Source organism: Streptomyces sp. NPDC059355 (assembly GCF_042752335.1).
Classification (GTDB): domain Bacteria; phylum Actinomycetota; class Actinomycetes; order Streptomycetales; family Streptomycetaceae; genus Streptomyces.
In genome coordinates this window covers 183,161-204,920 of the sequence record NZ_JBHYXN010000012.1, presented here as the reverse complement: position 1 = coordinate 204,920, position 21,760 = coordinate 183,161, and the positions used below count along the sequence as shown (strand labels likewise).

Annotated in this window: 17 protein-coding genes, 1 tRNA gene and 1 pseudogene; 10 read left to right on the top strand and 9 right to left on the bottom strand. The window is 74.4% G+C overall.

Going from position 1 to position 21,760, the window contains the following annotated elements; translation table 11 throughout:
- Window positions 1-30: 30 nt before the first annotated feature.
- The gene (locus tag ACFXGI_RS14900) at window positions 31-666 is read left to right on the top strand and encodes a hypothetical protein (protein WP_384705961.1); all 636 of its coding nucleotides are present in this window, start codon (window positions 31-33) and stop codon (window positions 664-666) included.
- 4 nt (window positions 667-670) lie between these two features.
- Here ACFXGI_RS14900 and ACFXGI_RS14895 read toward each other — a convergent pair whose 3' ends face one another.
- Together ACFXGI_RS14895 and ACFXGI_RS14890 are read right to left on the bottom strand one after the other, a co-directional pair.
- Window positions 671-1,396 (bottom strand): 3'-5' exonuclease, encoded by a 726-nt coding sequence (locus ACFXGI_RS14895; RefSeq protein WP_327134037.1) that lies wholly within the window; start codon window positions 1,394-1,396, stop codon window positions 671-673.
- 72 nt (window positions 1,397-1,468) lie between these two features.
- Complete coding sequence (locus tag ACFXGI_RS14890) at window positions 1,469-2,767, bottom strand: SAV2148 family HEPN domain-containing protein (RefSeq protein ID WP_384705959.1); 1,299 nt, start codon at window positions 2,765-2,767, stop codon at window positions 1,469-1,471.
- A gap of 307 nt (window positions 2,768-3,074) precedes the next feature.
- On the opposite strand from ACFXGI_RS14890, the gene glgX reads away from it, so the two are divergent.
- Window positions 3,075-5,189: a glycogen debranching protein GlgX gene (gene glgX, locus ACFXGI_RS14885; RefSeq protein WP_384705957.1), complete on the top strand. Its 2,115-nt coding sequence runs from the start codon at window positions 3,075-3,077 to the stop codon at window positions 5,187-5,189.
- Here the strand turns inward: glgX and ACFXGI_RS14880 are convergent.
- Window positions 5,174-6,517 carry an MFS transporter gene (locus ACFXGI_RS14880; protein WP_384705956.1) on the bottom strand — a complete coding sequence of 448 codons (1,344 nt, stop codon included), beginning with the start codon at window positions 6,515-6,517 and terminating at the stop codon, window positions 5,174-5,176. The two genes, glgX and ACFXGI_RS14880, sit on opposite strands and share 16 nt — an antisense overlap.
- A 108-nt stretch (window positions 6,518-6,625) precedes the next feature.
- Window positions 6,626-7,353, bottom strand: a pseudogene (locus ACFXGI_RS14875) (zinc ribbon domain-containing protein); the annotation flags it as partial.
- A gap of 95 nt (window positions 7,354-7,448) precedes the next feature.
- Here ACFXGI_RS14875 and treY point away from each other — a divergent pair.
- Both treY and ACFXGI_RS14865 read left to right on the top strand, forming a co-directional pair.
- Window positions 7,449-9,710: a malto-oligosyltrehalose synthase gene (gene treY, locus ACFXGI_RS14870; RefSeq protein ID WP_384705955.1), complete on the top strand. Its 2,262-nt coding sequence runs from the start codon at window positions 7,449-7,451 to the stop codon at window positions 9,708-9,710.
- Window positions 9,711-9,827: 117 nt separating this feature from the next.
- A complete protein-coding gene (locus ACFXGI_RS14865; RefSeq protein ID WP_384705954.1) occupies window positions 9,828-11,153 on the top strand; it encodes a M14 family zinc carboxypeptidase in 1,326 nt (441 codons plus the stop codon).
- Here the strand turns inward: ACFXGI_RS14865 and ACFXGI_RS14860 are convergent.
- Both ACFXGI_RS14860 and ACFXGI_RS14855 read right to left on the bottom strand, forming a co-directional pair.
- Window positions 11,143-11,658, bottom strand: a complete 516-nt coding sequence (locus ACFXGI_RS14860) for a GNAT family N-acetyltransferase (protein ID WP_384705953.1) — start codon at window positions 11,656-11,658, stop codon at window positions 11,143-11,145. The two genes, ACFXGI_RS14865 and ACFXGI_RS14860, sit on opposite strands and share 11 nt — an antisense overlap.
- Window positions 11,659-11,696: 38 nt before the next feature.
- Entirely contained in the window at window positions 11,697-12,260 is a 564-nt protein-coding gene (locus ACFXGI_RS14855; RefSeq protein ID WP_384705952.1) for a DUF1707 and FHA domain-containing protein, read from the bottom strand.
- Window positions 12,261-12,372: 112 nt separating this feature from the next.
- On the opposite strand from ACFXGI_RS14855, the gene treZ reads away from it, so the two are divergent.
- The gene (gene treZ / locus ACFXGI_RS14850) at window positions 12,373-14,127 is read left to right on the top strand and encodes a malto-oligosyltrehalose trehalohydrolase (protein WP_384705951.1); all 1,755 of its coding nucleotides are present in this window, start codon (window positions 12,373-12,375) and stop codon (window positions 14,125-14,127) included.
- A complete protein-coding gene (locus ACFXGI_RS14845; RefSeq protein WP_384705950.1) occupies window positions 14,124-14,732 on the top strand; it encodes a hypothetical protein in 609 nt (202 codons plus the stop codon). Before treZ ends, ACFXGI_RS14845 begins: the two co-directional genes overlap by 4 nt.
- On the opposite strand, the gene ACFXGI_RS14840 is transcribed toward ACFXGI_RS14845, so the two are convergent.
- Window positions 14,624-15,763 carry a M24 family metallopeptidase gene (locus ACFXGI_RS14840; protein ID WP_384705949.1) on the bottom strand — a complete coding sequence of 380 codons (1,140 nt, stop codon included), beginning with the start codon at window positions 15,761-15,763 and terminating at the stop codon, window positions 14,624-14,626. The genes ACFXGI_RS14845 and ACFXGI_RS14840 overlap by 109 nt on opposite strands.
- Window positions 15,764-16,526: 763 nt before the next feature.
- Here ACFXGI_RS14840 and ACFXGI_RS14835 point away from each other — a divergent pair.
- The 3 genes from ACFXGI_RS14835 (at window position 16,527) to ACFXGI_RS14825 (ending at window position 17,993) form a co-directional block, all read left to right on the top strand.
- Window positions 16,527-17,045: a hypothetical protein gene (locus ACFXGI_RS14835; protein ID WP_384705948.1), complete on the top strand. Its 519-nt coding sequence runs from the start codon at window positions 16,527-16,529 to the stop codon at window positions 17,043-17,045.
- Between the two features lie 72 nt (window positions 17,046-17,117).
- Complete coding sequence (locus ACFXGI_RS14830) at window positions 17,118-17,846, top strand: hypothetical protein (protein WP_384705947.1); 729 nt, start codon at window positions 17,118-17,120, stop codon at window positions 17,844-17,846.
- Between the two features lie 74 nt (window positions 17,847-17,920).
- A tRNA-His gene (locus tag ACFXGI_RS14825) sits at window positions 17,921-17,993 on the top strand.
- Window positions 17,994-18,053: 60 nt separating this feature from the next.
- Here the strand turns inward: ACFXGI_RS14825 and ACFXGI_RS14820 are convergent.
- The gene (locus ACFXGI_RS14820; RefSeq protein WP_384705946.1) at window positions 18,054-18,809 is read right to left on the bottom strand and encodes an alpha/beta fold hydrolase; all 756 of its coding nucleotides are present in this window, start codon (window positions 18,807-18,809) and stop codon (window positions 18,054-18,056) included.
- Between the two features lie 73 nt (window positions 18,810-18,882).
- On the opposite strand from ACFXGI_RS14820, the gene ACFXGI_RS14815 reads away from it, so the two are divergent.
- Entirely contained in the window at window positions 18,883-19,617 is a 735-nt protein-coding gene (locus tag ACFXGI_RS14815) for a hypothetical protein (RefSeq protein ID WP_384705945.1), read from the top strand.
- Here ACFXGI_RS14815 and ACFXGI_RS14810 read toward each other — a convergent pair.
- A complete protein-coding gene (locus ACFXGI_RS14810) occupies window positions 19,604-21,664 on the bottom strand; it encodes a phosphocholine-specific phospholipase C (RefSeq protein WP_384705944.1) in 2,061 nt (686 codons plus the stop codon). The genes ACFXGI_RS14815 and ACFXGI_RS14810 overlap by 14 nt on opposite strands.
- Window positions 21,665-21,760: the final 96 nt, after the last annotated feature.

The following is a 21,760-nucleotide window of genomic DNA, read 5'->3' as shown; positions in this document are numbered from 1 at the left end:
CCCCTGGGGATGCCGTACCAAGGACGGCACATGAAACTGCACACCACGATCCACACCGCCCGCCTGGGCGCGGCGGAGTTCAAGGTCATCCGCCCGGCCCGGACCCCGGTCCGCGCGCTGCTCGTCGACGACCCCTGGCACGTGAACGGCTGGTTCGACCAGGAAGCCGCGCGGATCACCGCGGGGCTGTGGGCCCTCGCGGCCACCTCGCCCAGGTCGCTGGTCCACCTGCCGCTGCGGGCCAACGCCGCGTCGGCGGGCGAACCGCAGGACACCGGCGCCCGGCGCCCGCTCGACCTCGTCCTGCTGCACCACTCCCTGCAGTTCGCCCCGTCCCGGTGGAAGGAGCTGCGCGGCCGGCTCGGACCCGGCCGCCCCCGTACCGTGGACCTGCCCTGCCCCGGTCCCGACGCGGAGCCGTACGCATCCGGCCGGTACCACCGGGAGAACCGGGACCGGTTCCGCCAGGACGTCCACAGCGAGACGCTGTTCATGACCGGCAGCGCCCGGACGTTCCGGGAGGCCGCCGGGGAGTTCGCCGGTCTCGCCCGCACGGGCCCCGGCCAGGTGTTCAACCACGGGGGCAGGCACTACTGCCGCAGCGTGGACTGCCGTCCCGCCGACCGCGACCTGCACATCGTCTACCGCGAGGAGTGGCCGGCCTGAGCCGTCAGGCCGTCGCCGGGAGGGCCGTGCGCAGCGGCCAGTTGGGGTCGATCACCGCGTCCGGGGTGCCCTGGCGGCGCAGGTAGGACTGGAAGTCGCGGGCCCAGCGCTCGTGCCAGGTGCCCTGGCGGGCGTGCAGGGCGGCCGGGGTGAGCGCCGCCACCTCCGGGTGGCGGGCGGCTATCGCGCGGGCCACCTGCACCGCGGCCAGCGCGTCGGCGCCCGCGTCGTGCGCGGAGTCCAGGGTGACCCCGTACACCCCGCACACCGCCTCCAGCGTCCGCTTGCCGCGGCGGTAGCGGTCCACGGCCCGGTCGATGGTCAGCGGGTCCACCACCGGCCCGGTCTCGGCCCCGCCCAGCCGGTCGGCCAGCGAGGGCAGCCCGTGCCGGGCGAGCTCGGCCGTCAGCAGGGACAGGTCGAAGGCCGCGTTGTACGCGACGACGACCGCGCCCCGGCGCCAGTGCTCCACCAGCGCCTGGGCCACCTCGTCCGCGACCTCCCGCACCGGGCGGCCTTCCGCCACCGCCCGCTCCGTGCTGATCCCGTGGATCGCCGAGGCCTCCTCGGGGATCGGTATACCGGGATCCGCGAGCCAGCCGCGCCGCTCGCGCACCTCGCCCGCCCGTACCTCCACCACCGCCGCCGTCACGATCCGCGACTCCCCCGGCTCCGTGCCGGTCGTCTCCAGGTCGAATCCGATCAGCACACCGCCGTGCCAGTCCCCCATGCCGCGCCCCTCCCCCGCACTCCCCGTGCACCTTCGGTCTGTGGCTTTCACCCTGCCACGGGGCACTGACAGTCAGGACACCGGGCGGGAGTCCTCCCAGATCGACTCGAATTCCTCGCGGTACGTCGGGAACAGCCCTTGCTCCGCGTCCCGCGCCGGACCGCGGGTGCCGCCGCCCCGCAGGACCAGCACCGGCGCCTCCATGCCGCGCGCCCGGCGCAGGTACGACTGCACCACCGCGATGCCCGAGGTCTCCCCCTCCACCAGGTACGCGGTGAAGCGGGGCGTCTCGTCGAACACGTGGATCTCGAACCGCGAGGGATCCCGCAGCCCCGCCCGCACCCGGCGCACGTGCAGGATGTTCATCTCCACCGAGCGGCTCAGCTCGCCCTTGCGCAGGCCGAGCTCCCGCTCGCGCCGCTTCACGGCGCTGCTGGCCGGGTTCAGGAACAGCAGCCGGACCCGGCAGCCGGACTCCGTCAGGCGCACGAGTCTTCGCCCCGAGAAGTTCTGCACCAGCAGGTTGAGCCCTATGCCGATGGCGTCGAGCCGCCGCGCACCCCCGAACAGGTCCTCCGCCGGGAGCTGCCGCTGCAGCCGCACCCGGTCCGGGTGGACCGAGATGACGTCCGCGTACCGGTCGCCCACGAGGTCCTCGACGGCGTCGATCGGCAGCCGGTCCGCCCCCGGGGAGCCCGCGCCGCCGCCCAGCACCTCCAGCAGCCGCGCGGAGGCCCGCTCGGCCTGCTCCAGCACGGCACGCGACAGGGCCCGGTTGCGGGAGACCACGTTCCGGGTGACCTCCAGCTCGTCGAGCGCGAGCTCGATCTCCCGCCGGTCGTCGAAGTACGGCTCGAAGCACGGCCAGTGCTGGACCATGAGCTCCCGCAGCTGTGGGAGCGTCAGGAAGCTCAGCACGTTGTCGTCGGCGGGGTCGAGCAGGTAGCCCTTGCGCCGGCTGACCTCGCGGACCGCGACGGCCCGCTGCACCCACTCCTGCCCGGCGGGCCCGGCGGCCGCGACCACCCAGTCGTCCCCGCCGTGCACGGGCTCGTAGATCGGCCGCAGCACGGCGCCGACGACGGCGCGCAGCCGCTGCTCGATCAGATTCAGCCAGATGTACGCGCGGCCGGCCCGCTGCGCGCGGGTGCGGACCTCGCTCCACGCGTCCGCGCCCCAGTCCAGCTCGGCCCCGGCCCGCACACTCCCGGCCGCCGTCGGGGCCAGCGACACCGCCCCGGCCGGCACCCCCGTCGGCATGCCGCCGGACACCCCGCCGGGCGCACCATCGGGTGCACCTCCTGGGGCGTCCGCCGGGCCGCCCTCGTGACCGCTGTCACCAGGGGGCAGCTCCAGACCTCCCGAGCTCACCCGTGCACCGCCTTCTGCGTCTGGACGCCCGTCTCCAGTGATCACGGAAGGGTACTCCGAGCTCGGCGCCCGGTGCAGCCCGATGCGGTCCGACGGGCCGCACGCGGGTGGCCTGTTGACCCATTATCGGATGCCCGCATAGTCCGCTGACCCGCCTATCAGCTCTCCGGGTCACCCGGTAGGAGCATCCCAAGTCCCCGCGTGCGGCCCCACTTTCGGGGAAGATCTGGAACAGACGCGGTCCACGCCGGATCGGCACCGAGACATCAGCCCGCCAGCCGGGGGAACGAGGGGAAGAGCCGAATCCATGCAGGTCTGGCCGGGACAGGCGTATCCGCTCGGCGCCACGTACGACGGCGCCGGCACCAATTTCGCGGTCTACTCCGAGGCCGCCCGACGCATCGAGCTGTGCCTCCTGCACGACGACGGATCGGAGACGGCGGTCGAACTGCGCGAGACCGACGCCTTCGTACGCCACGCCTACCTGCCCGGAGTGATGCCCGGGCAGCGCTACGGGTTCCGCGTGCACGGCCCGTACGAGCCCGAGCGGGGGCAGCGCTGCAACGCCGCCAAGCTGCTGCTGGACCCGTACGCGCGGGCCATCGCCGGGAGCGTCGACTGGGGTGAGCAGGTGTACGGCTACCACTTCGGCCGGCCCGATTCGCGCAACGACCTCGACTCGGCGCCGCGCACGATGAGTTCGGTCGTGGTGAATCCGTACTTCGACTGGGCCAACGACCGCCCGCCGCGCCACGAGTACCACCACACCGTGCTGTACGAGGCGCACGTCAAGGGGCTGACCATGCGTCACCCCGACCTGCCCGACGAGCTGCGCGGCACGTACGGGGCCCTCGCCCATCCGGCGGTGATCGGGCACCTCACCAAGCTGGGGGTGACGGCGCTGGAGCTGATGCCCGTGCACCAGTACGTCAACGACCACCGGCTGGTCGACGACGGGCTCAGCAACTACTGGGGCTACAACACGATCGGCTTCTTCGCCCCGCACAACGGCTACGCCTCCGGTGACCGCGGCCAGCAGGTGCTGGAGTTCAAATCGGCGGTGCGGGCCCTGCACGAGGCGGGGATCGAGGTCATCCTCGACGTGGTCTACAACCACACCGCCGAGGGCAACCACCTGGGCCCGACGCTGTCCTTCCGCGGGCTCGACAACGCCTCGTACTACCGCCTCACGGACGACCCCCGGCACTACATGGACACCACGGGGACGGGGAACTCGCTGCTGATGCGCTCCCCGCACGTGCTCCAGCTGATCATGGACTCGCTGCGCTACTGGGTCACCGAGATGCACGTGGACGGATTCCGCTTCGACCTGGCCGCCACCCTCGCCCGGCAGTTCCACGAGGTGGACCGGCTCTCCTCGTTCTTCGACCTGGTCCAGCAGGATCCGGTGGTGAGCCAGGTGAAGCTGATCGCGGAGCCCTGGGACCTGGGCGAGGGCGGCTACCAGGTGGGGAACTTCCCGCCGCTGTGGACCGAGTGGAACGGCAAGTACCGGGACACCGTACGGGACTTGTGGCGCGGGCAGCCGCGCACCCTCGCGGAGTTCGCGGGCCGGCTGACCGGATCCTCGGACCTCTACCAGGACGACGGCCGCCGCCCGCTGGCCTCGATCAACTTCACCACCTGCCACGACGGTTTCACCCTGCACGACCTCGTCTCGTACGACGAGAAGCACAACGAGGCCAACCGCGAGGGGAACCGGGACGGGGAGACCCACAACCGGTCCTGGAACTGCGGCGTGGAGGGGCCCACGGAGGAACCGGAGGTCCTGGAGCTGCGCGAGCGCCAGATGCGCAACTTCACGGCCACGCTGATGCTTTCGCAGGGCGTGCCGATGCTCAGCCACGGCGACGAGTTCGCCCGCACGCAGGGCGGCAACAACAACGCGTACTGCCAGGACAACGAACTGTCGTGGGTGAAATGGCCGGAGCCGGGCAAACCGGCGCCCGTCCTGCTGGAGTTCACCCGGCGGATGGTGTGGCTGCGGCGCGACCACCCGGTGTTCCGGCGGCGCCGGTTCTTCCACGGCCGGCCGGTGGAGGGGACCGATGACGAGCTCTCCGACATCGCCTGGTTCACCCCGCACGGGGAGCCGATGCGGGCCCGCGACTGGCAGGCGCAGCACGCGCGCTCGCTGACGGTTTTCCTCAACGGGGAGGCCATCTCCGAGCCGGGCTCGCGCGGGGAGCGGATCACCGACGACTCGTTCCTGCTGATGTTCAACGCGGGAGCCGATCCCCAGGAGTTCACGATCCCGGCCGGGCACGGCGCGCAGTGGCGGCTCGTCGTGGACACGGCGCGCCCGGACGTACCGCCACCCGGTACCGGACCGCAGTTCGCGGCCGGGGACCGGGTGGCCCTGGCGGGGCGGTGCCTGGTGGTGCTTCAGCGCCCGGCGTAGGGGGAGCCGGACGCGGCCCCCTCCGGGGAGGCGGTCTGCTGCGCCGGGATGAACACCTTCGGCGCGGCGGGGTGCACCCGGGCGGCCGGCACCCGGGTCACGAGGGCGAGGACGAGGGACAGCGCGGCCGCCCCGACGGCGACCGCGAAGGCCCCGGCGGGCCCGTACCACTCGGCGAGCCGTCCGGAGGCGGCGAGCGCCGCGGCCTGCCCGGCGACGAGCGAGCTGGCGGCGAAGGCCATGGACTCGGCGAGCCTGGCCGGCTCCACGACCCGCTCGGTGAGCGCGAAGGCGGTGATCAGATGCGGCGCGTAGGCGGCCCCGAGCACCGTGACGGCCGCGTACAGCGGCCACAGGGCGTCGGTGAAGAGCAGCGGTACGGAGAGGGCCAGCGCGGCGGCGGTGGCCGCCCGCCAGCGCACCCGCAGCCCGATCCGGGCGGGCAGCGCGCCGAGCGCGAGGCCCACGGCGGCGCTGACGACGCCCATCGCGGCGTACACGATGCCCGCCTGGCCGGGGACGCCCAGACGAGCGGTAAGGGCGGCTATTCCGGCCTGGCAGGCGCCGAACATGGCGCCCTGGAGGAGCAGGGAGCCCCGTACGGCGTACACGACGCGCGGGTGGCGGGCGGGGCGGCGGGTGGCGGCCTCCGCTCCGGGCTCCGCTCCGGCCTCCGCTCCGGCCTCGCCACCGCGGCCGGCCTTCGGGCCCGCCCCTGCCGTGACGGCGGCGGTCGGGTGCAGGGCGAAGGCGGAGCCGAAGACGGCGACGAGGGCGGCGGCCCCGCCGAGGGCGATCGCGGGGTGCGCGACGAGCGCGGCGAGTCCGACGAGGGCCGGCCCGAAGACGAAGGAGACCTCGTCCAGGGTGCCTTCGAGCGAGTGGACGGCTCCCACGACGCCCTCGTCGGCCTTGGCCCGGTGGGCGAGGGCCACGGAGCGGGTCCGGGCGAGCGGCCCGATGAGCGGTACGGAGGCCCCGGTGACGGCGCCGACCGCGGCGAGCGGGGCGGTCGCGAGGCCGCCGAGGGCCCCCGCGACCAGGGCGCCCGTGGCGACCGCGTTGACGGCGGCGGCGGCGAGCACCACGGGCCGCTGTCCGTACCGGTCGGCGAACCGGCCCAGGACGGGCCCGCAGACCACCTGCCCGGCGGAGAGGGTGCCGCCGACGATGCCTGCGGTGGCGAGCGAGCCGCTGGTCTCGGCGACCAGCAGCACACTCCCGAACTGGGACATCGCGACGGGCAGTCGCGCGAGGAAGGAGAGGAGCGGGAGGAGGGGCCCGGTCAGGGCGATGACTCTTCGATAGGTGTTGACGGTTCCGGCCACTTGATCAACGCTAACTCGATGCATCCGATCGGGCGCATTGGGTCATGACACGGAATCCGGGAAGGCCAAAGGTGGGTACGTACGTTCTCTTGGCTTCCCTCCTCCCCGCAAGGAGGGGATTCCCACCCTCGCGGGTGGGTCTTCCTGTTCACCACGGACCGCCCCGAACGAGAGAAGGACTCCCGATGGGGTCTTGCATCCGCTCCACAGGCAGCGGCCGCCAGCCCGGCGGTCAGAAGGTTCACAGCAGCGTTGCCATCACCGTCGTGGACCGTCCCGCAGGCTTCGCACGTCCCCTCGCGGACACCGAGGAGCATCGCCCCGGCGAGCGCACCGCAGGCGGAGCACAGGCGCGTACTGGGGAACCACCGGTCGACGGTGATCAGTTCACGGCCGTACCACGCCGCGCGCTGGGCGCGGGCCGGTCGTTCCCGGTCCGGGCACTCGCGCCGCGGATTCTCCGCCTTCTCGCCGGTGGAGACGGTCGCCAAGGGCGTCAGCCCGGCGTCGATGCCCACCGCGGTCGTTGTGGCGGACATCGGGGCGGGAGTGTCCTCGCACAGGATCGACACGTGCCGGCGCCCGGCTCCGTCGCGGGACACCGTGACCCCGGCGGGTTCCACGCCCCGTGGGAGCGGGCGGGACCAGACGGTGTCCAGCGATTGCGCCATCTTCGCCAGGGGGAGCCGGCCTGCGGAGCAGCGGAAGGCGCTGCGGGTGTACCCGGCCGAGGCGCGGGACCTCCGCTTCGGCTTCCGCACACATCCGAACGTCCGCAACAGCTGCGCCGCCTGCGCACGGGCCGGATGGAACCGGTACGTGAACGCCCGCTTCACGGAAGCCGCCCCCACGACGGGGACGCCGGGGCGGGTCAGGACACGCACACAAGCACGGGCCACAGCACCACGGGTTGCCACGCAAGGAGGTAGAAGTGAGCCAGCCGTACCCCCGCACCGCGCTCTCCCCGTCCGTTCCGACGTCGACCTACCGCCTCCAACTGCGACCGGAGTTCCCCTTCGCCGCGGCCGAGGCGGCCGTGCCGTACCTCGCCTCGCTCGGGGTGTCCCACCTGCACCTCTCGCCGGTGCTGGAGGCGGTCCCCGGCTCGGCGCACGGGTACGACGTCACCGACCACACCCGGGTGCGGGCCGAGCTCGGCGGCGAGCCCGGGCTGCGGGCGCTGGCCGCGGCCGCCCGGGGACACGGGCTCGGCCTGGTGCTGGACATCGTCCCGAACCACATGGCGGTGCCGTCCCCGCTGCGGCTGAACGGGCCCCTGTGGGAGGTGCTGCGGGAGGGGCCGGACTCCCCGTACGCACGGTGGTTCGACATCGACTGGGAAGCGGGCGGCGGCCAGGTGCTGCTGCCGGTGCTCCCGGGGCCGCCCGAGCCGGACGCGTTCACGCCCGACCGGGACCGCGGCGTGCTGCGCCACGGGGAGCTGGAGTTCCCGCTGCGGGAGGGGACCGCCGGGCTGGCGCCGGCCGAGCTGCTGGCCGCGCAGTGGTACCGGCCCGCCTGGTGGCGAGAGGCTCGGACCCAGCTCAACTACCGCCGGTTCTTCACCATTTCGGAGCTCATCGGGGTCCGGGTGGAGGACCCGGAGGTGTTCGCGGCCACGCACGCGAAGGTGCTGGAGCTGGTGCGCGAGGGGGTGGCCGAGGGGCTGAGGATCGACCACGTGGACGGGCTGGCGGACCCGGAGGGGTACCTGCGGAAGCTGCGGGCGGCCGTGGGCGGGGGCTGCTGGGTGGTGGTGGAGAAGATCCTGGCCCGCCACGAACGGCTGCCGCCCGGCTGGCCGGTGGCGGGGACCACCGGGTACGACGCCCTGCGCCGCGTGGACGGGGTGTTTACCGACCCGGCCGGGGCCGAGGAACTGGCCCGCCTGTACGTGGAGTTCACGGGCAGCGCGGACTGGGAGCAGACGGCCCGGGCCTGCGCGCGGGAGGTTCTGACCTGCGACCTGGCGGCCGAGCTGGCGGCGCTGGAGCGGGCGGCCGGACCGGAACGCGCCTCGGGTGTACGTGAGTTGCTGATCGCGTATCCGGTCTACCGGCCCTACCCCGGGCAGCCGGAGCTCGACCGGCAGGCCCTGGCGGCGGCCGCCGCGCCGGCCGGTCCGGGCGCGGTGGCCGGCGTACGGGACCTCGTACTGGGCGATCCGGCCTTCGCGGCCCGCTTCGCCCAGACCTCGGCGGCGCTGCGGGCCAAGTCGCTGGAGGACCGCGCCTTCTACCGGCACGCCCCGCTGCTGTCGGCCACGGAGGTCGGCGGGGATCCGGGGCAGCCGGCGCTCCCGCCCGCCGAGTTCCACGCGTACTGCGCCGAGCTCGACCGGGACTGGCCCGGCTCCGGGACGGTGCTGTCCACGCACGACACCAAGCGCAGCGCGGACGTCCGGGCCCGGATCTCCGCCCTCTCCCAGGCCCCCGAGGCGATGGGCCGTCCCTCAGGACCCGATCCCCAACTGGCCTGGGTGGCCCGCCAGACCTCGCTCGGCCTCGGGGAGGCTCCCGAGCGCGCCGAGCGCCTGCGGGAAGCGCTCCTCAAGGCCGTCCGCGAGGCCGCCCTGCACACGAGCTGGACCGACCAGGACCCGGCGTACGAGGCCACCGTCGCGGGCCACGCGCCGGACGACCCGGAGCTGCCCGCCGCCCTGACCGAGGCGGCCCGGGCGAACCTGCTCGGCATGGCGCTGCTGCACCTGGCGATGCCCGGTGTCCCGGAGGTGTACCAGGGTGCCGAGACGGAGTACCGGGCCCTGGTGGACCCGGACAACCGGCGCCCGGCCCTGTTCCCGCACGAGGCCCTGGCCCGGCTGGACGCGGGGGCTCCGCCCCGCGGGCAGGCGGAGGAGAAGCTGGCACTGACGGCCGCGCTGCTGCGGCTGCGGCGGAACCGGCCCGGGCTGTTCACCGGGTACGCCCCGCTGACGGCCCGGGGCGCGGCCGCGGAGCACTGCCTGGCCTTCGCCCGCCCGGCCGGGCTCGTCGCGGCGGCCACCCGGCTCTCGCACCGGCTCGCCGGAGCCGGGGGCTGGCGTAACACCGTCCTGCCCCTTCCGCCGGGGCGGTGGACGGCGCTGCTGGACCGGGGGACCCCGCAGGCCTACGAGGGCGAGGTCCGGCTCGCGGAGCTGCTCTCGGCACGGCCGGTCGCCCTCCTGCTGCGCGAGGACGGGGGCGGCTGAGGCGGGCCTTCGGGATCACGCGGGAGGCCGCCTCGGCAAGGCGTTGGCCAGGGGTTTCCGGGAAGTGTGGGGCGCGCTGAGCAGTAGGGGGCGTGCACGGCGGGCATTGCATGAGACGTGACCCTCCTCCGTGACATCCGCTACCCCACACCATCCGAACTTGCCCTGGCCGCCCGCGCGCTGGCCGACGAGCACCCCGGCCCGGTCCGGCTCCGCCAGGCCGGCACCTCCCGGGCGGGCCGGCCCCTGTGGCTGCTCTCCGTCGGGCCGAGCGGCCGCCCGCGGGGCGCGGGCGTGCTCGTCGTCGCCGGGGCCCACGCCAACGAGCCCGTCGGCGGGGCCACCGCGCTCGCCCTCGCCCGGCGCGTCCTGCACGACCCGGCGTTCCGCGCCGGCCGCGGCTGGCACTTCCTGCTCTGCGCCGATCCCGACGGGGCGGCCCTGCACCGCACGCCCCGCCCCCACTCCCTGCTCGACTACCACCGGAACTTCTTCCGTCCCCCCGGCCCGGAGCAGCCCGAGTGGGCGCCGTCTCTACTGCCCCCGGACCGGCTGCCGCCCGAGACCCGGGCCCTGACCGCGCTCATCGACGAGCTGCGCCCCGTCCTGCAGGTCTCCCTGCACGGGACCGACCTCGGCGGCTCCTGGGTCCAGCTCACCCGGGACATACCGGGCCTGGCGGAACCGTTCGCCAAATCGGCCGCCGAGCTGCGGATCCCGGTGGAGACCGGGGCCTCGGACGCGGCCGGCTGGCCCTCCCCGGGGCCCGGGATCTTCGTGATGCCGCAGCCCGGGGCCGAACCGGGCGGGGCGTTCCACCCGGAGGACCCCCGGCTCAGCACCTGGTACCACGCCCACCGGTACGCCGGCACCACGGCCATCGTGGAAGTCCCCATGTGGGCCTCGGACCTGGTGGACGACCCCGCCCCGCACCCCGACCCGCGCGGCGCCCTGCGGATCCTGGCGGGGCGGCTCACCGCCGACGCCGCGCTGGTGGCCCGCGTACGGGACCGGGTGCCGGCGGCGCCGGAGCCGGGCGCGGACGCCGGTGCCGACGCCGGTGCGGCCGCCCTGCTGCGCGCCGTCGACTGGACGCTCGCGCTGATCCCCCGGATCACCGTGGAGTGGACCGGTGCCGGGGCCCCCGCCGAGGCCACGGCGGCCTCCATCGGCAGCATCGACGCCTTCGGGCGGCGGCTGTCGCTGCGCGCCGCCGCCATGCTGCTGCGGGTGCTCCGCGCCCAGGGTCACCCGGCGGCCCCGGGGCTGGACCGGCTCGTCACCGGCTGGTGCGAGGAGTTCTCCTCCCGGTTCCGGGCGCGCCCGATCCCGGTGGCCGCGCAGGTCGAGCACCAGACCCGTACGGCCCTGGCGGCGTACGAGCGCCTCCTCGCGGAGGGCCTGGACGGGGCCGCCGGACCCGACGGGACGGTCAATGCGTAGCCTCCGCCGCTGCCTTCCCGGGCCGCGGCGGCACGGCCAGGGTGTAGCGGCGCTTGGGCGCGCCGGCGGCCCCGAGCCGGTCGTAGAAGCGGATCGCGCCCCCGTTCCAGTCCGGGGTCTGCCATTGGACCTGTTCGAGGCCGAGCTCGCGGGCGAGGTCCGCCACCCCCTCCACCAGGGCGGCGCCGAGGCCGTGTCCGCGGGCCTCCTCGGCGAGGTAGAGGCAGTCCATGTGGAGGTAGTGGCGGGCGTCCCAGAAGGCGAACTCGGCGGAGCAGGCGGCGTATCCGGCGACCGATCCGTCCGGGGCCTCGGCCAGCAGCACCCGCAGCCGGGAGCCGGCCGTGAACAACTGCGGCCCGAGCCGGCCGGCGAGGTCCGGGGGCCGGGGCGCGGACTTCTCGTACGCGACGTGCTCGTGGACGAGCTCGACGAGGCGGGGCAGGTCCGCGGGGCGCGCGGCGCGCACGACGGGCCGGTGTTCCCTGGGTTCTTCGGCTTCCATGGGCACCATCTTCGGGCCCGTGATCCGAAAGGCGCCCCCTAGCTCGATGAGAGCCGGAAGTTCATCCGCCCGAAGCCGATCTGGTCCCCGTCGCGGACCGCCACCGAGCCGGTCACGCGGCGGCCGTTGACCGTGGTGCCGTTGGAGGAGCCGAGGTCCGTGAGCACCCACACCCCGTCGCGCATCCCGAGCTCGGCGTGCACCCGGGAGACCGTCTCGTCGGTGAGCCGCAGCCCGTTCCCGGGGTCGCGGCCGATCCTCAGGGACCGCGCACTCGGGTGCGGGAGCTGCAGCTTGGGCAGCCGCTCGGCGTTCCAGGCCCGCCGGACCCCGGCGGACACGGCCGAGGCCCGGCCCACCCAGGCGAAGACGCGACGGGTCCACGGGCCTTCGCCGCCCCCGCGGCTGCCGAGGTCGGCGGTGAGGACCGCGAGGTCCTCGGAACGGCGGGCGACGAGGGCGAGTTCCATGCGGCGCAGGAACGTGTCGTGGGACAGCTTCCCGAGGGCCGCACCCTCGCGGAGCTGCTCCAGCGCCCGGTCGCGCTCCGCGTCGGACAGGCGCGGTACCGGGAAGGCGGGGAACTCGAAACTCGACGTCACAGGGTGATTGTCGGCCCGTCAGGGCCGGAGTGTCCAGAACTCCTCCGGCCGTCCGCGCGATGATGGTCCCGGCACACGTTCCGGGTACCGCCGCAGACGAGGGGAACCGTCCGTGCAGTTCGAGGTGTGGGCACCGCTGACAGACCGGGTCGCGCTGCGGCTCCGCGAGGCGACGTACGAAATGGCACGCGATCCGGACCGGGCCGGGTGGTGGACCGCCGAGGCCGCGGCCGCCGACGGGGACCGGTACGGATTCCTGCTGGGCGTGGCGCCCGGGGAGGAGTCCGTACGGCCGGACCCGCGCGGGCGGCGGCTGCCGGACGGGCCCGACGGCCTCTCGGCGGTGGTGGATTTCGAGCCGCTCGCCCCGCGGGCTCCGGCGCCCGGGACCCGGCTGCAGGACGCGGTCCTGTACGAGCTGCACATCGGCACCTTCACCCCCGAGGGCACCTTCGACGCGGCCGCCGCCCGCCTCGGTCACCTGACCGCGCTCGGGGTCACGCACGTGGAGCTGATGCCGGTCTGCCCCTTCCCCGGCCGGCACGGCTGGGGGTACGACGGGGTCGCGCCGTGGGCGGTGCACGAGCCGTACGGCGGCCCGGCCGGGCTGGCCCGGTTCGTGGACGCGGCCCACGCGGCCGGGCTCGGGGTGGTGCTGGACGTGGTCCACAACCACCTGGGCCCCTCCGGCAACCACCTCCCGGCCTTCGGCCCGTACTTCACGGACACCCACCACACCCCGTGGGGCGCGGCGGTCAACCTGGACGCGGCCGGCTCCGACGAGGTGCGCGCGTACCTGCTGGGCAGCGCCCTCGCCTGGCTGCGGGACTACCGGATCGACGGGCTGCGGCTGGACGCCGTGCACGCGCTCGCCGACGGGCGGGCGCTGACCTTCCTGGAGGAGCTGTCGGCGGCCGTGGACGAGCTGGCCGCCGAGACGGGCCGCCCGCTGTTCCTGATCGCCGAGTCCGACCGGTGCGATCCGCGCACCACGACCGCGCGCGGGGCCGGGGGGCTGGGCCTGCACGCGCAGTGGAACGACGACTTCCACCACGCCCTGCACTGTGCGCTCACCGGCGAGTCCCAGGCGTACTACGCCGATTTCGCGGACGCGCCGCTCGCCGCCCTGGCCAAGACCATGACCCGGGCGTTCTTCCACGACGGGACCTGGTCCTCGTTCCGGGGCCGCAGCCACGGCCGACCGGTGGACCGGCGCCGGACCTCCGCGCACCGCTTCCTCGGCTACACGCAGACCCACGACCAGGTCGGCAACCGGGCCCTCGGCGACCGGCTCGCGGCCTCGCTCTCCCCCGGGCTGCTGGCGTGCGGCGCGGCGCTGGCGCTGACCGGGCCGTTCGTACCGATGCTGTTCATGGGTGAGGAGTGGGCCGCGGGCACGCCGTGGCAGTACTTCACCGACCATCCGGATCCGGAGCTCGCCGAGGCCGTACGCAGCGGCCGGCGCCGGGAGTTCGCGGCGCACGGCTGGAAGGCCGAGGAGATCCCGGACCCGCAGGACCCGGCCACCCGGGACCGCTCCTGCCTGGACTGGGCGGAGCCGGAAGGCGCTCCGCACGACCGGCTGCTGGCCTGGTACCGGACCCTGATCACCCTCCGGCGCACCCACCCCGACCTGCGCGATCCGGATTTGGGGGCGGTGCGCGTGGCGTACGACGAGGAGCGCCGCTGGGTGACCTTCCGGCGGGGCGACGTCCGGGTGGCGGTGAACCTGTCCCCCGAGCCGGTGACGATCGCCCTGGGCCGCAACGGGGTCCGGGTCCTGGCGGCCTGGGACCCGGTCGAGCACCCGGGACCGGACGGCCGCGTACACGTCCCCGCGGAGTCGGCGGTGCTGCTGGGGCCGTGACTCTCCCCAGGGAACAGACACGGGAAGAGGAACGCACACGGCCGGCGGTGCTGACCGTGCACCACTGGCCCGATCCGCACCGCGGGCTCGGCGAGCTGCGCCGGGTCTCGCGCCGCCAGGCCGTCTTCACCTGGGATCCCGGGCACCGGCCCGAGCTGTGGTTGGTGGAGGATTGCCTGCCGGAGATCCGGGAGTCGGACGCATCCAGGTTCACGCCGCCGGCCGAGGTCGTCGAGGCGCTGGGCGCGCACACCGTCCTGCCCTTCCCGATCCCGCACGACTTCACGGACGGGCTGCGGACCGCCCACCGGCGCCGGCCCGAGTCCTACCTCGACCCCGCCGTACGGGCGGCCGGCTCGACCTTCGCCTCGCTGCCCGCCTCCGTGGTGGAACCGGCGATGGAACGGCTGCGCGCCGACCTGGGGGTCCGGTGCCTGGCAGCGGCGCCACGCCCGCCTGCCGGAACGTCGCCGGGGAGTCGTGACGGATCAGGCGCTCACTCCACGACGGCCAGCTCGCGCGGGGCGTTGTTGAGGCTGCGGCCGCCGTCCTCGGTGACCGTCACGATGTCCTCGATGCGCACCCCGAAGCGGCCGGGCAGGTAGATGCCCGGCTCCACGGAGAAGCACATCCCGGGGACCAGGGGCCGTTCCTCGCCCTCGACCATGTACGGGGGCTCGTGGGTGGTCACGCCGATGCCGTGGCCCGTGCGGTGGATGAACCGGTCGCCGTAGCCGAACTCGGTGATCACGGCGCGGGCCGCCCGGTCCACGTCCTGGCAGGCGATGCCCGGGCGGACGGCCGCGGAGGCGGCCCGCTGGGCCTCGCGGACGATGTCGTGTACGCGCTGCTCCTCGGCGCCCGGCTCGCCGACGTGCACGGTGCGGGAGATGTCGGAGCCGTAGCCGTGCTTGAGCCCGCCGAAGTCGAGGACCACCATGTCGCCGCGCTCGATGGTCCGCTCGTCGGCCTCGTGATGCGGGTCGGCCCCGTTGGGACCGGAGCCGACGACCGTGAAGTCCACCTGGGAATGGCCGTGTTCGAGCAGCAGGGCGGCCAGGTCGGCGGCGATGTCGGTCTCCCGGCGGCCGGCGAACGGGACTCCGAGGATCTGCGCGTACGCGGCGTCGGCGGCCGCGGCGGCCGCTGCGAGCCGCTCCAGCTCCCGCTCGTCCTTGACCGCGCGGAGCATGGGCAGGACGTCGGTGAGCGGGGCGTACGAGGTGTCCGGCAACTCCCTCTGGAGGCCCAGCAGATGCAGGGCCCAGGTGTTGTCGCTGACCCCGAACCGGCCGCCGGCGTCGAGGAGCGGCCCGGCGACCCCGTACGGGTTCTTCCCGTCGGCCCAGTCGCGCAGGGTCAGCGCGGGCGCCCCGGGGGCCTTGGCCGCGTCGGGGGCCTCCAGGGCGGGCACGACCAGTACGGGCTCCTGCCCGGCGGCGAGCACGAGCAGGGTCAGCCGCTCGGTGTCTACCGGCCGGTAGCCGGTGAGGTGCGCGAGGTCGGGCCCGGGGGCGATGAGCAGGCCCGCGAGGCCCGCGTCGGCGGCGCTCTGCGCGGCGGCGGCCATCCGGGCCGCGTAGTCGGCGTGCGTGAAGGGATCGGGTTCGCGGTCGAGCTCGCGTTCGAAGTCCATGGGGCGATCCTCCCGCCGCCCCGGGCCGCGCGCGAGCGGTTGCCGGGAGGTGGTGAGCCGGGCGGCGAGGGCCGTGGCGGCCGGGGTCGGGGTGCGGGGGGGGCGGGGAGTTCCGTACGGTGCACCGGTCGCGGGCCGGACAGCGGTACGGCGGCCCCGGCCCCGGCGGCCCCGGCCCCGGCGGGGCAGCGGGACCAGGCCGTGCCCAGGGCGCGCGGGGGGGCAGGTCGGTGCCGTCGTGGTGCAGGGCGGGGCCGGTGCGGACGGCGGCGGGCGCCGGCGCCACCCCGGGTGCGTCGATCCGGCGCGCGTCGGCGAGGTCGTCCGGCCGCGGTGAGGCCCGCCCGGCGCGGGGATGTCCGGCCGGGAGCAGTACGGCGAGCCCCTCCTCGCCGGCGCCGGCGCCGGTGACGGTGAGCGGGGCCACGCCGGGCAGCCGCAGCGGGTCGCCGGGGGCGGCGAGGCCGTCGACCGGTCCGAGGTCGCAGCCGCCGCCGGCGACCGCGGCCGGCACCGCGGCGAGCAGCCGGGGCCCCACGGCGAGCGGGGACGCGGCGACGGTGACCCGCCCGGGCGGCGCGGCGGCCGGCCGCAGCACGTCGGCGCGGGCCGCGTCGAGCCGCAGCGGCAGCGGCCCGGCGTGTTCGAGGCGGGTCCATGGCGCCGGCGTGCCACCGCGGCGGGACGGGCCGGGAGACCGCGGCCGGGCGTTCCTTCGGCGTGGCCGGGGGGCGAGGGGGTGCGGGCTCCCTATCGTGGCGGGGTGAGCATCCCCAGTGGCCAGCCCGCAGGCCGCAGCAGGCCACAGCGCGCACGCCGGACCGACTCCGCCGGGGCCGTCTACGGCTCCCTCCTCGCCACCTCCGTGGTGGCCACCGCCGGCACGGCGGGCGAGTATCCACGGGTTCAGCTCGTGGTTCTCCTGATCGTCACGGGACTGGTGTTCTGGGCCACGCACGTGTACGCCCAGCTGGCCGGGGAGCGGCTGGTCGGCGAGCCCTGGAGCCGGCAGGAGATCCGCCGCGTCGCCCTGCACGAGTGGCCCATCGTCGAGGCCGCCGCCCTGCCCGCGGCCGCCGTCGCCCTCAGTGGCGTCCTCGGGCTGGACTACGCGGCGACGGCCTGGCTCGCCATGGGCGTGGCGGTGGCCCAGCAGGTCGTCTGGGCCTGCCTCGGCGCCGCCCGCGCCGGTGCCACCCGCGGTCAGTTGGCCACCGAGGGGATCGTCAATCTCGTCCTCGGACTGGTGCTGGTGGCCACCAAGGCCGCGTTGAAGCACTGATCGGTTCTGCTGGTCGAACGTGCAGGAACAATCGTTGGCGCCGAACCCGCTCCGCGCCGCAGGATGATCGGCATGACCACCGCCACCGCCACCGCACGCGTCGCCCTCGTCGGCGACCGGTCCCCCCACGTGAAGTCCCACACCCGGATCCCGCTCCTCCTCGAAGCCCTCGCCTCCCGCGACGGGCTCGTCCTCGACGCGCACTGGATCCCCACCGGCGACGCAGGTGCCGAGGCCGCCTCCGGGTCCCTGGCCCGGTTCGACGCGGTGTGGGTGCTGCCGGGCAGCCCGTACGCGAGCGAGGCGGGGGCGCTCGCGGCGATCCGGATGGCGCGGGAGGAGGGCGTTCCCTTCCTGGGCACCTGCGGCGGCTTCCAGCACGCGCTGCTGGAGTACGCCCGCTCGGTCTGCGGACTGGCCCGCGTCGCGCACGCCGAGAACGACCCGGGGGCCGAGGAGCTGCTGATCTCCCCGCTCGCCTGCTCGCTCATCGGCCACGAGGGCCTCGTACGGGCCGAGCCGGGCTCGCTCGCCGAGTCCGTACTCGGCGCGGAGCGGTCCGTGGAGCGCTACCACTGCGGCTACGGGCCGGAGCCCCGGTACCTGCCGGTGCTCGCCGCGCACGGGCTGCGGCTGTCGGGGCACGACGAGGACGGGCAGGTACGGATCGCGGAGCTGCCGGGACACCCGTTCTTCCTGGCCACGCTGTTCCAGCCGGAGCTGTCGGGGGACGGGACCCGCCCTCACCCCGTCGTGAAGGCGTTCGCGACGGCGGCCGCCGCACACGCCGCGGCCGGATAACGCGTGGCGGGACCACCCTCCTGATCAGCTATGCTGTGCGTGCACATCGAACGGGCGGTCCGCCGCCCTTCGTGGTGGGTGTAGCTCAGTTGGTAGAGCACCTGGTTGTGGTCCAGGTGGCCGCGGGTTCAAGTCCCGTCACTCACCCTGATCCCCTGGGGTACGAGGTCTCCTCGTACCCCAGGGGTTTTTTGCGTCCGACTCCCGCTACCCCCGCAGGAAGGCCTCCACCGCCGCGGCGAACGCGACCGGGGTCTCGTGCGGCGGGTAGTGCCCGGCGCCGGGCACGGGGCGGACGCGGCAGTTGGGGTACGAGACCTGCCAGGTGGCCCGCATCACCTCGGGGGTGAGGGCGAGGTCGTGCTCCCCGACGAGGACGAGCACCGGGACGGTGCTGCCCTTCACGGCGGCGGACAGGTCCAGCGGCTGCCAGCTCTCGAGGTAGGCGGCGAAGGCCTCCGGGCGGGAGACGTCGAAGGAGTGCCCGATCATCCGGTCCAGCCAGTGGCGGCTCGCGCGGTGGCCGGTGACGAGGTCGAGGATGGTCCGCCGGTTCTCGGCGCTGCCCGCGGCGCCGTGGAAGAGGGCGTGGGTCGCGTCGTCCATCTCGTACGGGCCGGCGGGGACCGGGTTGATCCCGATCAGCTTCTCGATCCGCTCCGGGGCCCGGACCAGGACCTGCTGCATGGCCTTGCCGCCCATGGAGTGGCCCATGAGGGAGAAGGTGTCCCAGCCGATCTCGTCGGCGAGCGCGAGGACGTCGTCGGCGATCTCGGGGACGGTGTAGCGGCCGGCGACGTCCCTGCGGTCGCCGTAGCCGCGGTAGTCGAGGAAGACGTACGAGAACCCCTCGGGGTCCAGGTAGTCCAGTGCGGAGCCCCAGTTGGCGGAGGTGCCGAACCAGTCGTGCAGCACGATGACGCGGACGGGGCCGGTGCCGGTCCTGCGGTGGGCGATGGCCATGCGTTCTCCCTCGGTGACGGGGGTGGCGGAGGCGGACGCCGTACGTTCTGCCCATCGGATCTACGATCACACCGTGAAGCCGACATCCCGGGCGGTGCGCGCCGTCGTCACGACCGACCGGACGGCCGGACAGCCGGACCCCTGCCATCCGGCGCAGTACGAGATCCACGATCCCGGCGACATCCGGGATCTGCTGGCCGTCTGGCCGCAGGACTCCGGCCCCGGCGGTTCCGTCGACTGCATGTGCCTCGGCCACGACGGCCGCGTGACGCTGTACGAGGCGAGCGGGCAGTCCGTGCGGACCGTGGCCCTGTCCCGCGCGGAGCCCTTGGCGCACCTCCTCGCCCCCGCCGCCCCGGAGGGGATCCCGTCCCGGCACCGCGCCCGTTGGGCGCAGGCGGCGCCCCCGCCGCTGCGCGGCTACGCCACCGCCATGGCGCGGGGAGAGGAACCGTGCCGCCCCGGGGCGCCCCCCGCCCTGGTGTTCTCCTGGCTCGGTGCGCGCAGGGCGCATGAGGCCGACGCGGCCTCGGTCTTGGCCGTCGAGGCGCCGGTGCGGCTGCTCGCAGGCGAGCACACGGACGAACTCGCCTGGGCCGTCCGCGAAACCGACCGCGCAGGACTGGACGGGGCCGTGCGGTTCTTCGCGAGCGAGGCGTTCACCACCCGCCACCCCAAACGCCGGCGCGTCCCGGACACCGCCCGCGACCTGCTGCTCCGGCATGCCCGCAGCCACTGCCCAGGGGACCTCCCGATCCTGGAGCGGCGGCTGCTGCGCACACCGGACGACCGCGTCAGACGGTCTTGATCGCCGGGTCCGAGATGCCCGGGGTGCCGGTTTCCACGTGGCCCGCGAAGCGGCGGAGGAAGGTGGTGTCCGCGCCGGAGGTGACCTTCACGTCGTACCACCGGCCCGTCGTGGACAGGTCCGCCGTGTAGGTGGCCGTGCCGCCCGCCGCGACCCGCAGGGTCTGGGTCGCGCCGCCGTAGGCGTTGGCCACGGTGAGGTCGACCGCCGTCGCGGCGGAGTTGGCCAGCGTCAGCTTCAGGTTGCCGGTCGCCGCGTCGTGGCGGGCCGTGACCTCCGGGCCGGTCTTCTTCGCCGGGCCCTTCCAGGTGCGCAGGAACCCGTTCGGACCCCAGACCGTCAGGTTGATCTGGTTGCCGGTGGAGCTGCTGGTGCTCCAGGTGTCCGCGAGGGTCTTGCCCGCCTCGACCGTGTAGGGCCACGGGCCGTCCGTCCGGTTGCCCGAGGTGCTGTGGAAGTGCGCGCCGAGGGCGGGGCCGGAGGAGAAGGTCAGCGTGAACTGGCCCGTGGAGGGGGTGGCCTTGCCGTCCGCGTAGGGGGCGTAGCCCAGCGCGCGCGTCGGCTTCCCGCCCGCCTCCTGCCTGGGCAGGGTGCCCGTCGTCGGCGGGACCGGGTGGTAGGAGGGGTGCGCGTTGTGGTCCGGCGGGACGTAGCCGGCCGTGGAGGGAAGGGCAGCCGGCGTCGCGTCGGCCTTCGTGAAGTCGAACGCCGAGGTCAGGTCGCCGCACACCGCGCGGCGCCACGGCGAGATGTTGGGCTCCTGCACGCCGAAGCGCTTCTCCATGAACCGGATCACCGACGTGTGGTCGAAGGTCTCGGAGCAGACGTAGCCGCCCTTGCTCCACGGGGAGACCACGATCATCGGGACGCGCGGGCCGAGGCCGTACGGGCCGGCCGCGTAGCCGCCGCCTCCGGCGTACAGGTCCCGGGTGACGTCGGCCGTGGACAGGCCCCACGCGGCGGAGGCCGGCGGGTACGGCGGGACGACGTGGTCGAAGAACCCGTCGTTCTCGTCGTAGGTGATGAAGAACGCCGTCTTGGCCCACACCACCGGGTTGGCGGTCAGCGCGTCCAGGACCTGCGAGATGTACCAGGCGCCGAAGTTGACCGGCCAGTTCGGGTGCTCGCTGAAGGCCTCGGGGGCGGCTATCCAGGAGACCTGGGGCAGCGTGCCGTTCACGACGTCGGCGCGGAGCCTGTCGAAGTAGCCCTCGCCCGCCTTGGCGTTGGTGCCCGTACGGGCCTTCTCGTACAGGGCGCTGCCCGGCGCCGCGTTGCGGTAGCTGTTGAAGTACAGCAGCGAGTTGTCGCCGTAGTTGCCGCGGAAGGAGTCGCTGATCCAGCCCCAGCCGCCGGCGGCGTTCAGGCCGTCACCGATGTCCTGGTAGATCTTCCAGGAGACCCCGGCCGCCTCCAGGCGCTCCGGGTAGGTCTTCCAGCCGTAGCCGGCCTCCTGGTTGCCGAGGACCGGGCCGCCGCCGGTGCCGTCGTTGCCCGTGTGACCCGTCCACATGTAGTAGCGGTTCGGGTCGGTCGCGCCGATGAACGAGCAGTGGTAGGCGTCGCAGACCGTGAAGGCGTCGGCGAGCGCGTAGTGGAACGGGATGTCGTTCCGCGTCATGTACGCCATGGTCGTGGCCGTCTTGGCCGGAACCCATTTGTCGTACTTGCCGTTGTTGTACGCGGCGTGGCCGCCGGCCCAGTCGTGGTTGAGGCCCTCGACGAACTGCATGCCCAGGTTGGTGACCTGGGGGTTGAAGGGCAGGACGTCCTTCGTCCCGCTGGACTGGTAGAAGACGGACTTTCCGCTGTCCTGGAGGACGGGGCGCGGGTCGCCGAAGCCGCGTACGCCCTTCATCGAGCCGAAGTACTGGTCGAAGGACCGGTTCTCCTGCATGAGCACCACGATGTGCTCGATGTCCTGGATGGTGCCGGTGGCGCCCTGGGCCGGGATGGCGGCCGCGCGGGCGATGCTCTCGTTCAGCATCGCGGCCGCGGCGGTTCCGCCCGCGATCTGCAGGAACCTGCGGCGATTGAGTTCAGCCATGGGGTGACGACCTCTGCGGGTGAGGGGGTTGTCGAGGGGCGCCCCAAGGAGAGCGGCCCCGGGGGACCGGACGGAGATCGGTTCGTGACGCCGCGC

Excerpts from the sequence above, each read along its gene's own strand:
- ACFXGI_RS14810 (WP_384705944.1), bottom strand. The coding sequence starts at position 21,664 with ATGGCTGAACTCAATCGCCGCAGGTTCCTGCAGATCGCGGGCGGAACC.
- glgX (WP_384705957.1), top strand. The coding sequence starts at position 3,075 with ATGCAGGTCTGGCCGGGACAGGCGTATCCGCTCGGCGCCACGTACGAC.
- ACFXGI_RS14895 (WP_327134037.1), bottom strand. The coding sequence starts at position 1,396 with ATGGGGGACTGGCACGGCGGTGTGCTGATCGGATTCGACCTGGAGACG.
- ACFXGI_RS14900 (WP_384705961.1), top strand. The coding sequence starts at position 31 with ATGAAACTGCACACCACGATCCACACCGCCCGCCTGGGCGCGGCGGAG.
- ACFXGI_RS14820 (WP_384705946.1), bottom strand. The coding sequence starts at position 18,809 with ATGGCCATCGCCCACCGCAGGACCGGCACCGGCCCCGTCCGCGTCATC.
- ACFXGI_RS14840 (WP_384705949.1), bottom strand. The coding sequence starts at position 15,763 with ATGGACTTCGAACGCGAGCTCGACCGCGAACCCGATCCCTTCACGCAC.
- ACFXGI_RS14860 (WP_384705953.1), bottom strand. The coding sequence starts at position 11,658 with ATGGAAGCCGAAGAACCCAGGGAACACCGGCCCGTCGTGCGCGCCGCG.
- ACFXGI_RS14830 (WP_384705947.1), top strand. The coding sequence starts at position 17,118 with ATGACCACCGCCACCGCCACCGCACGCGTCGCCCTCGTCGGCGACCGG.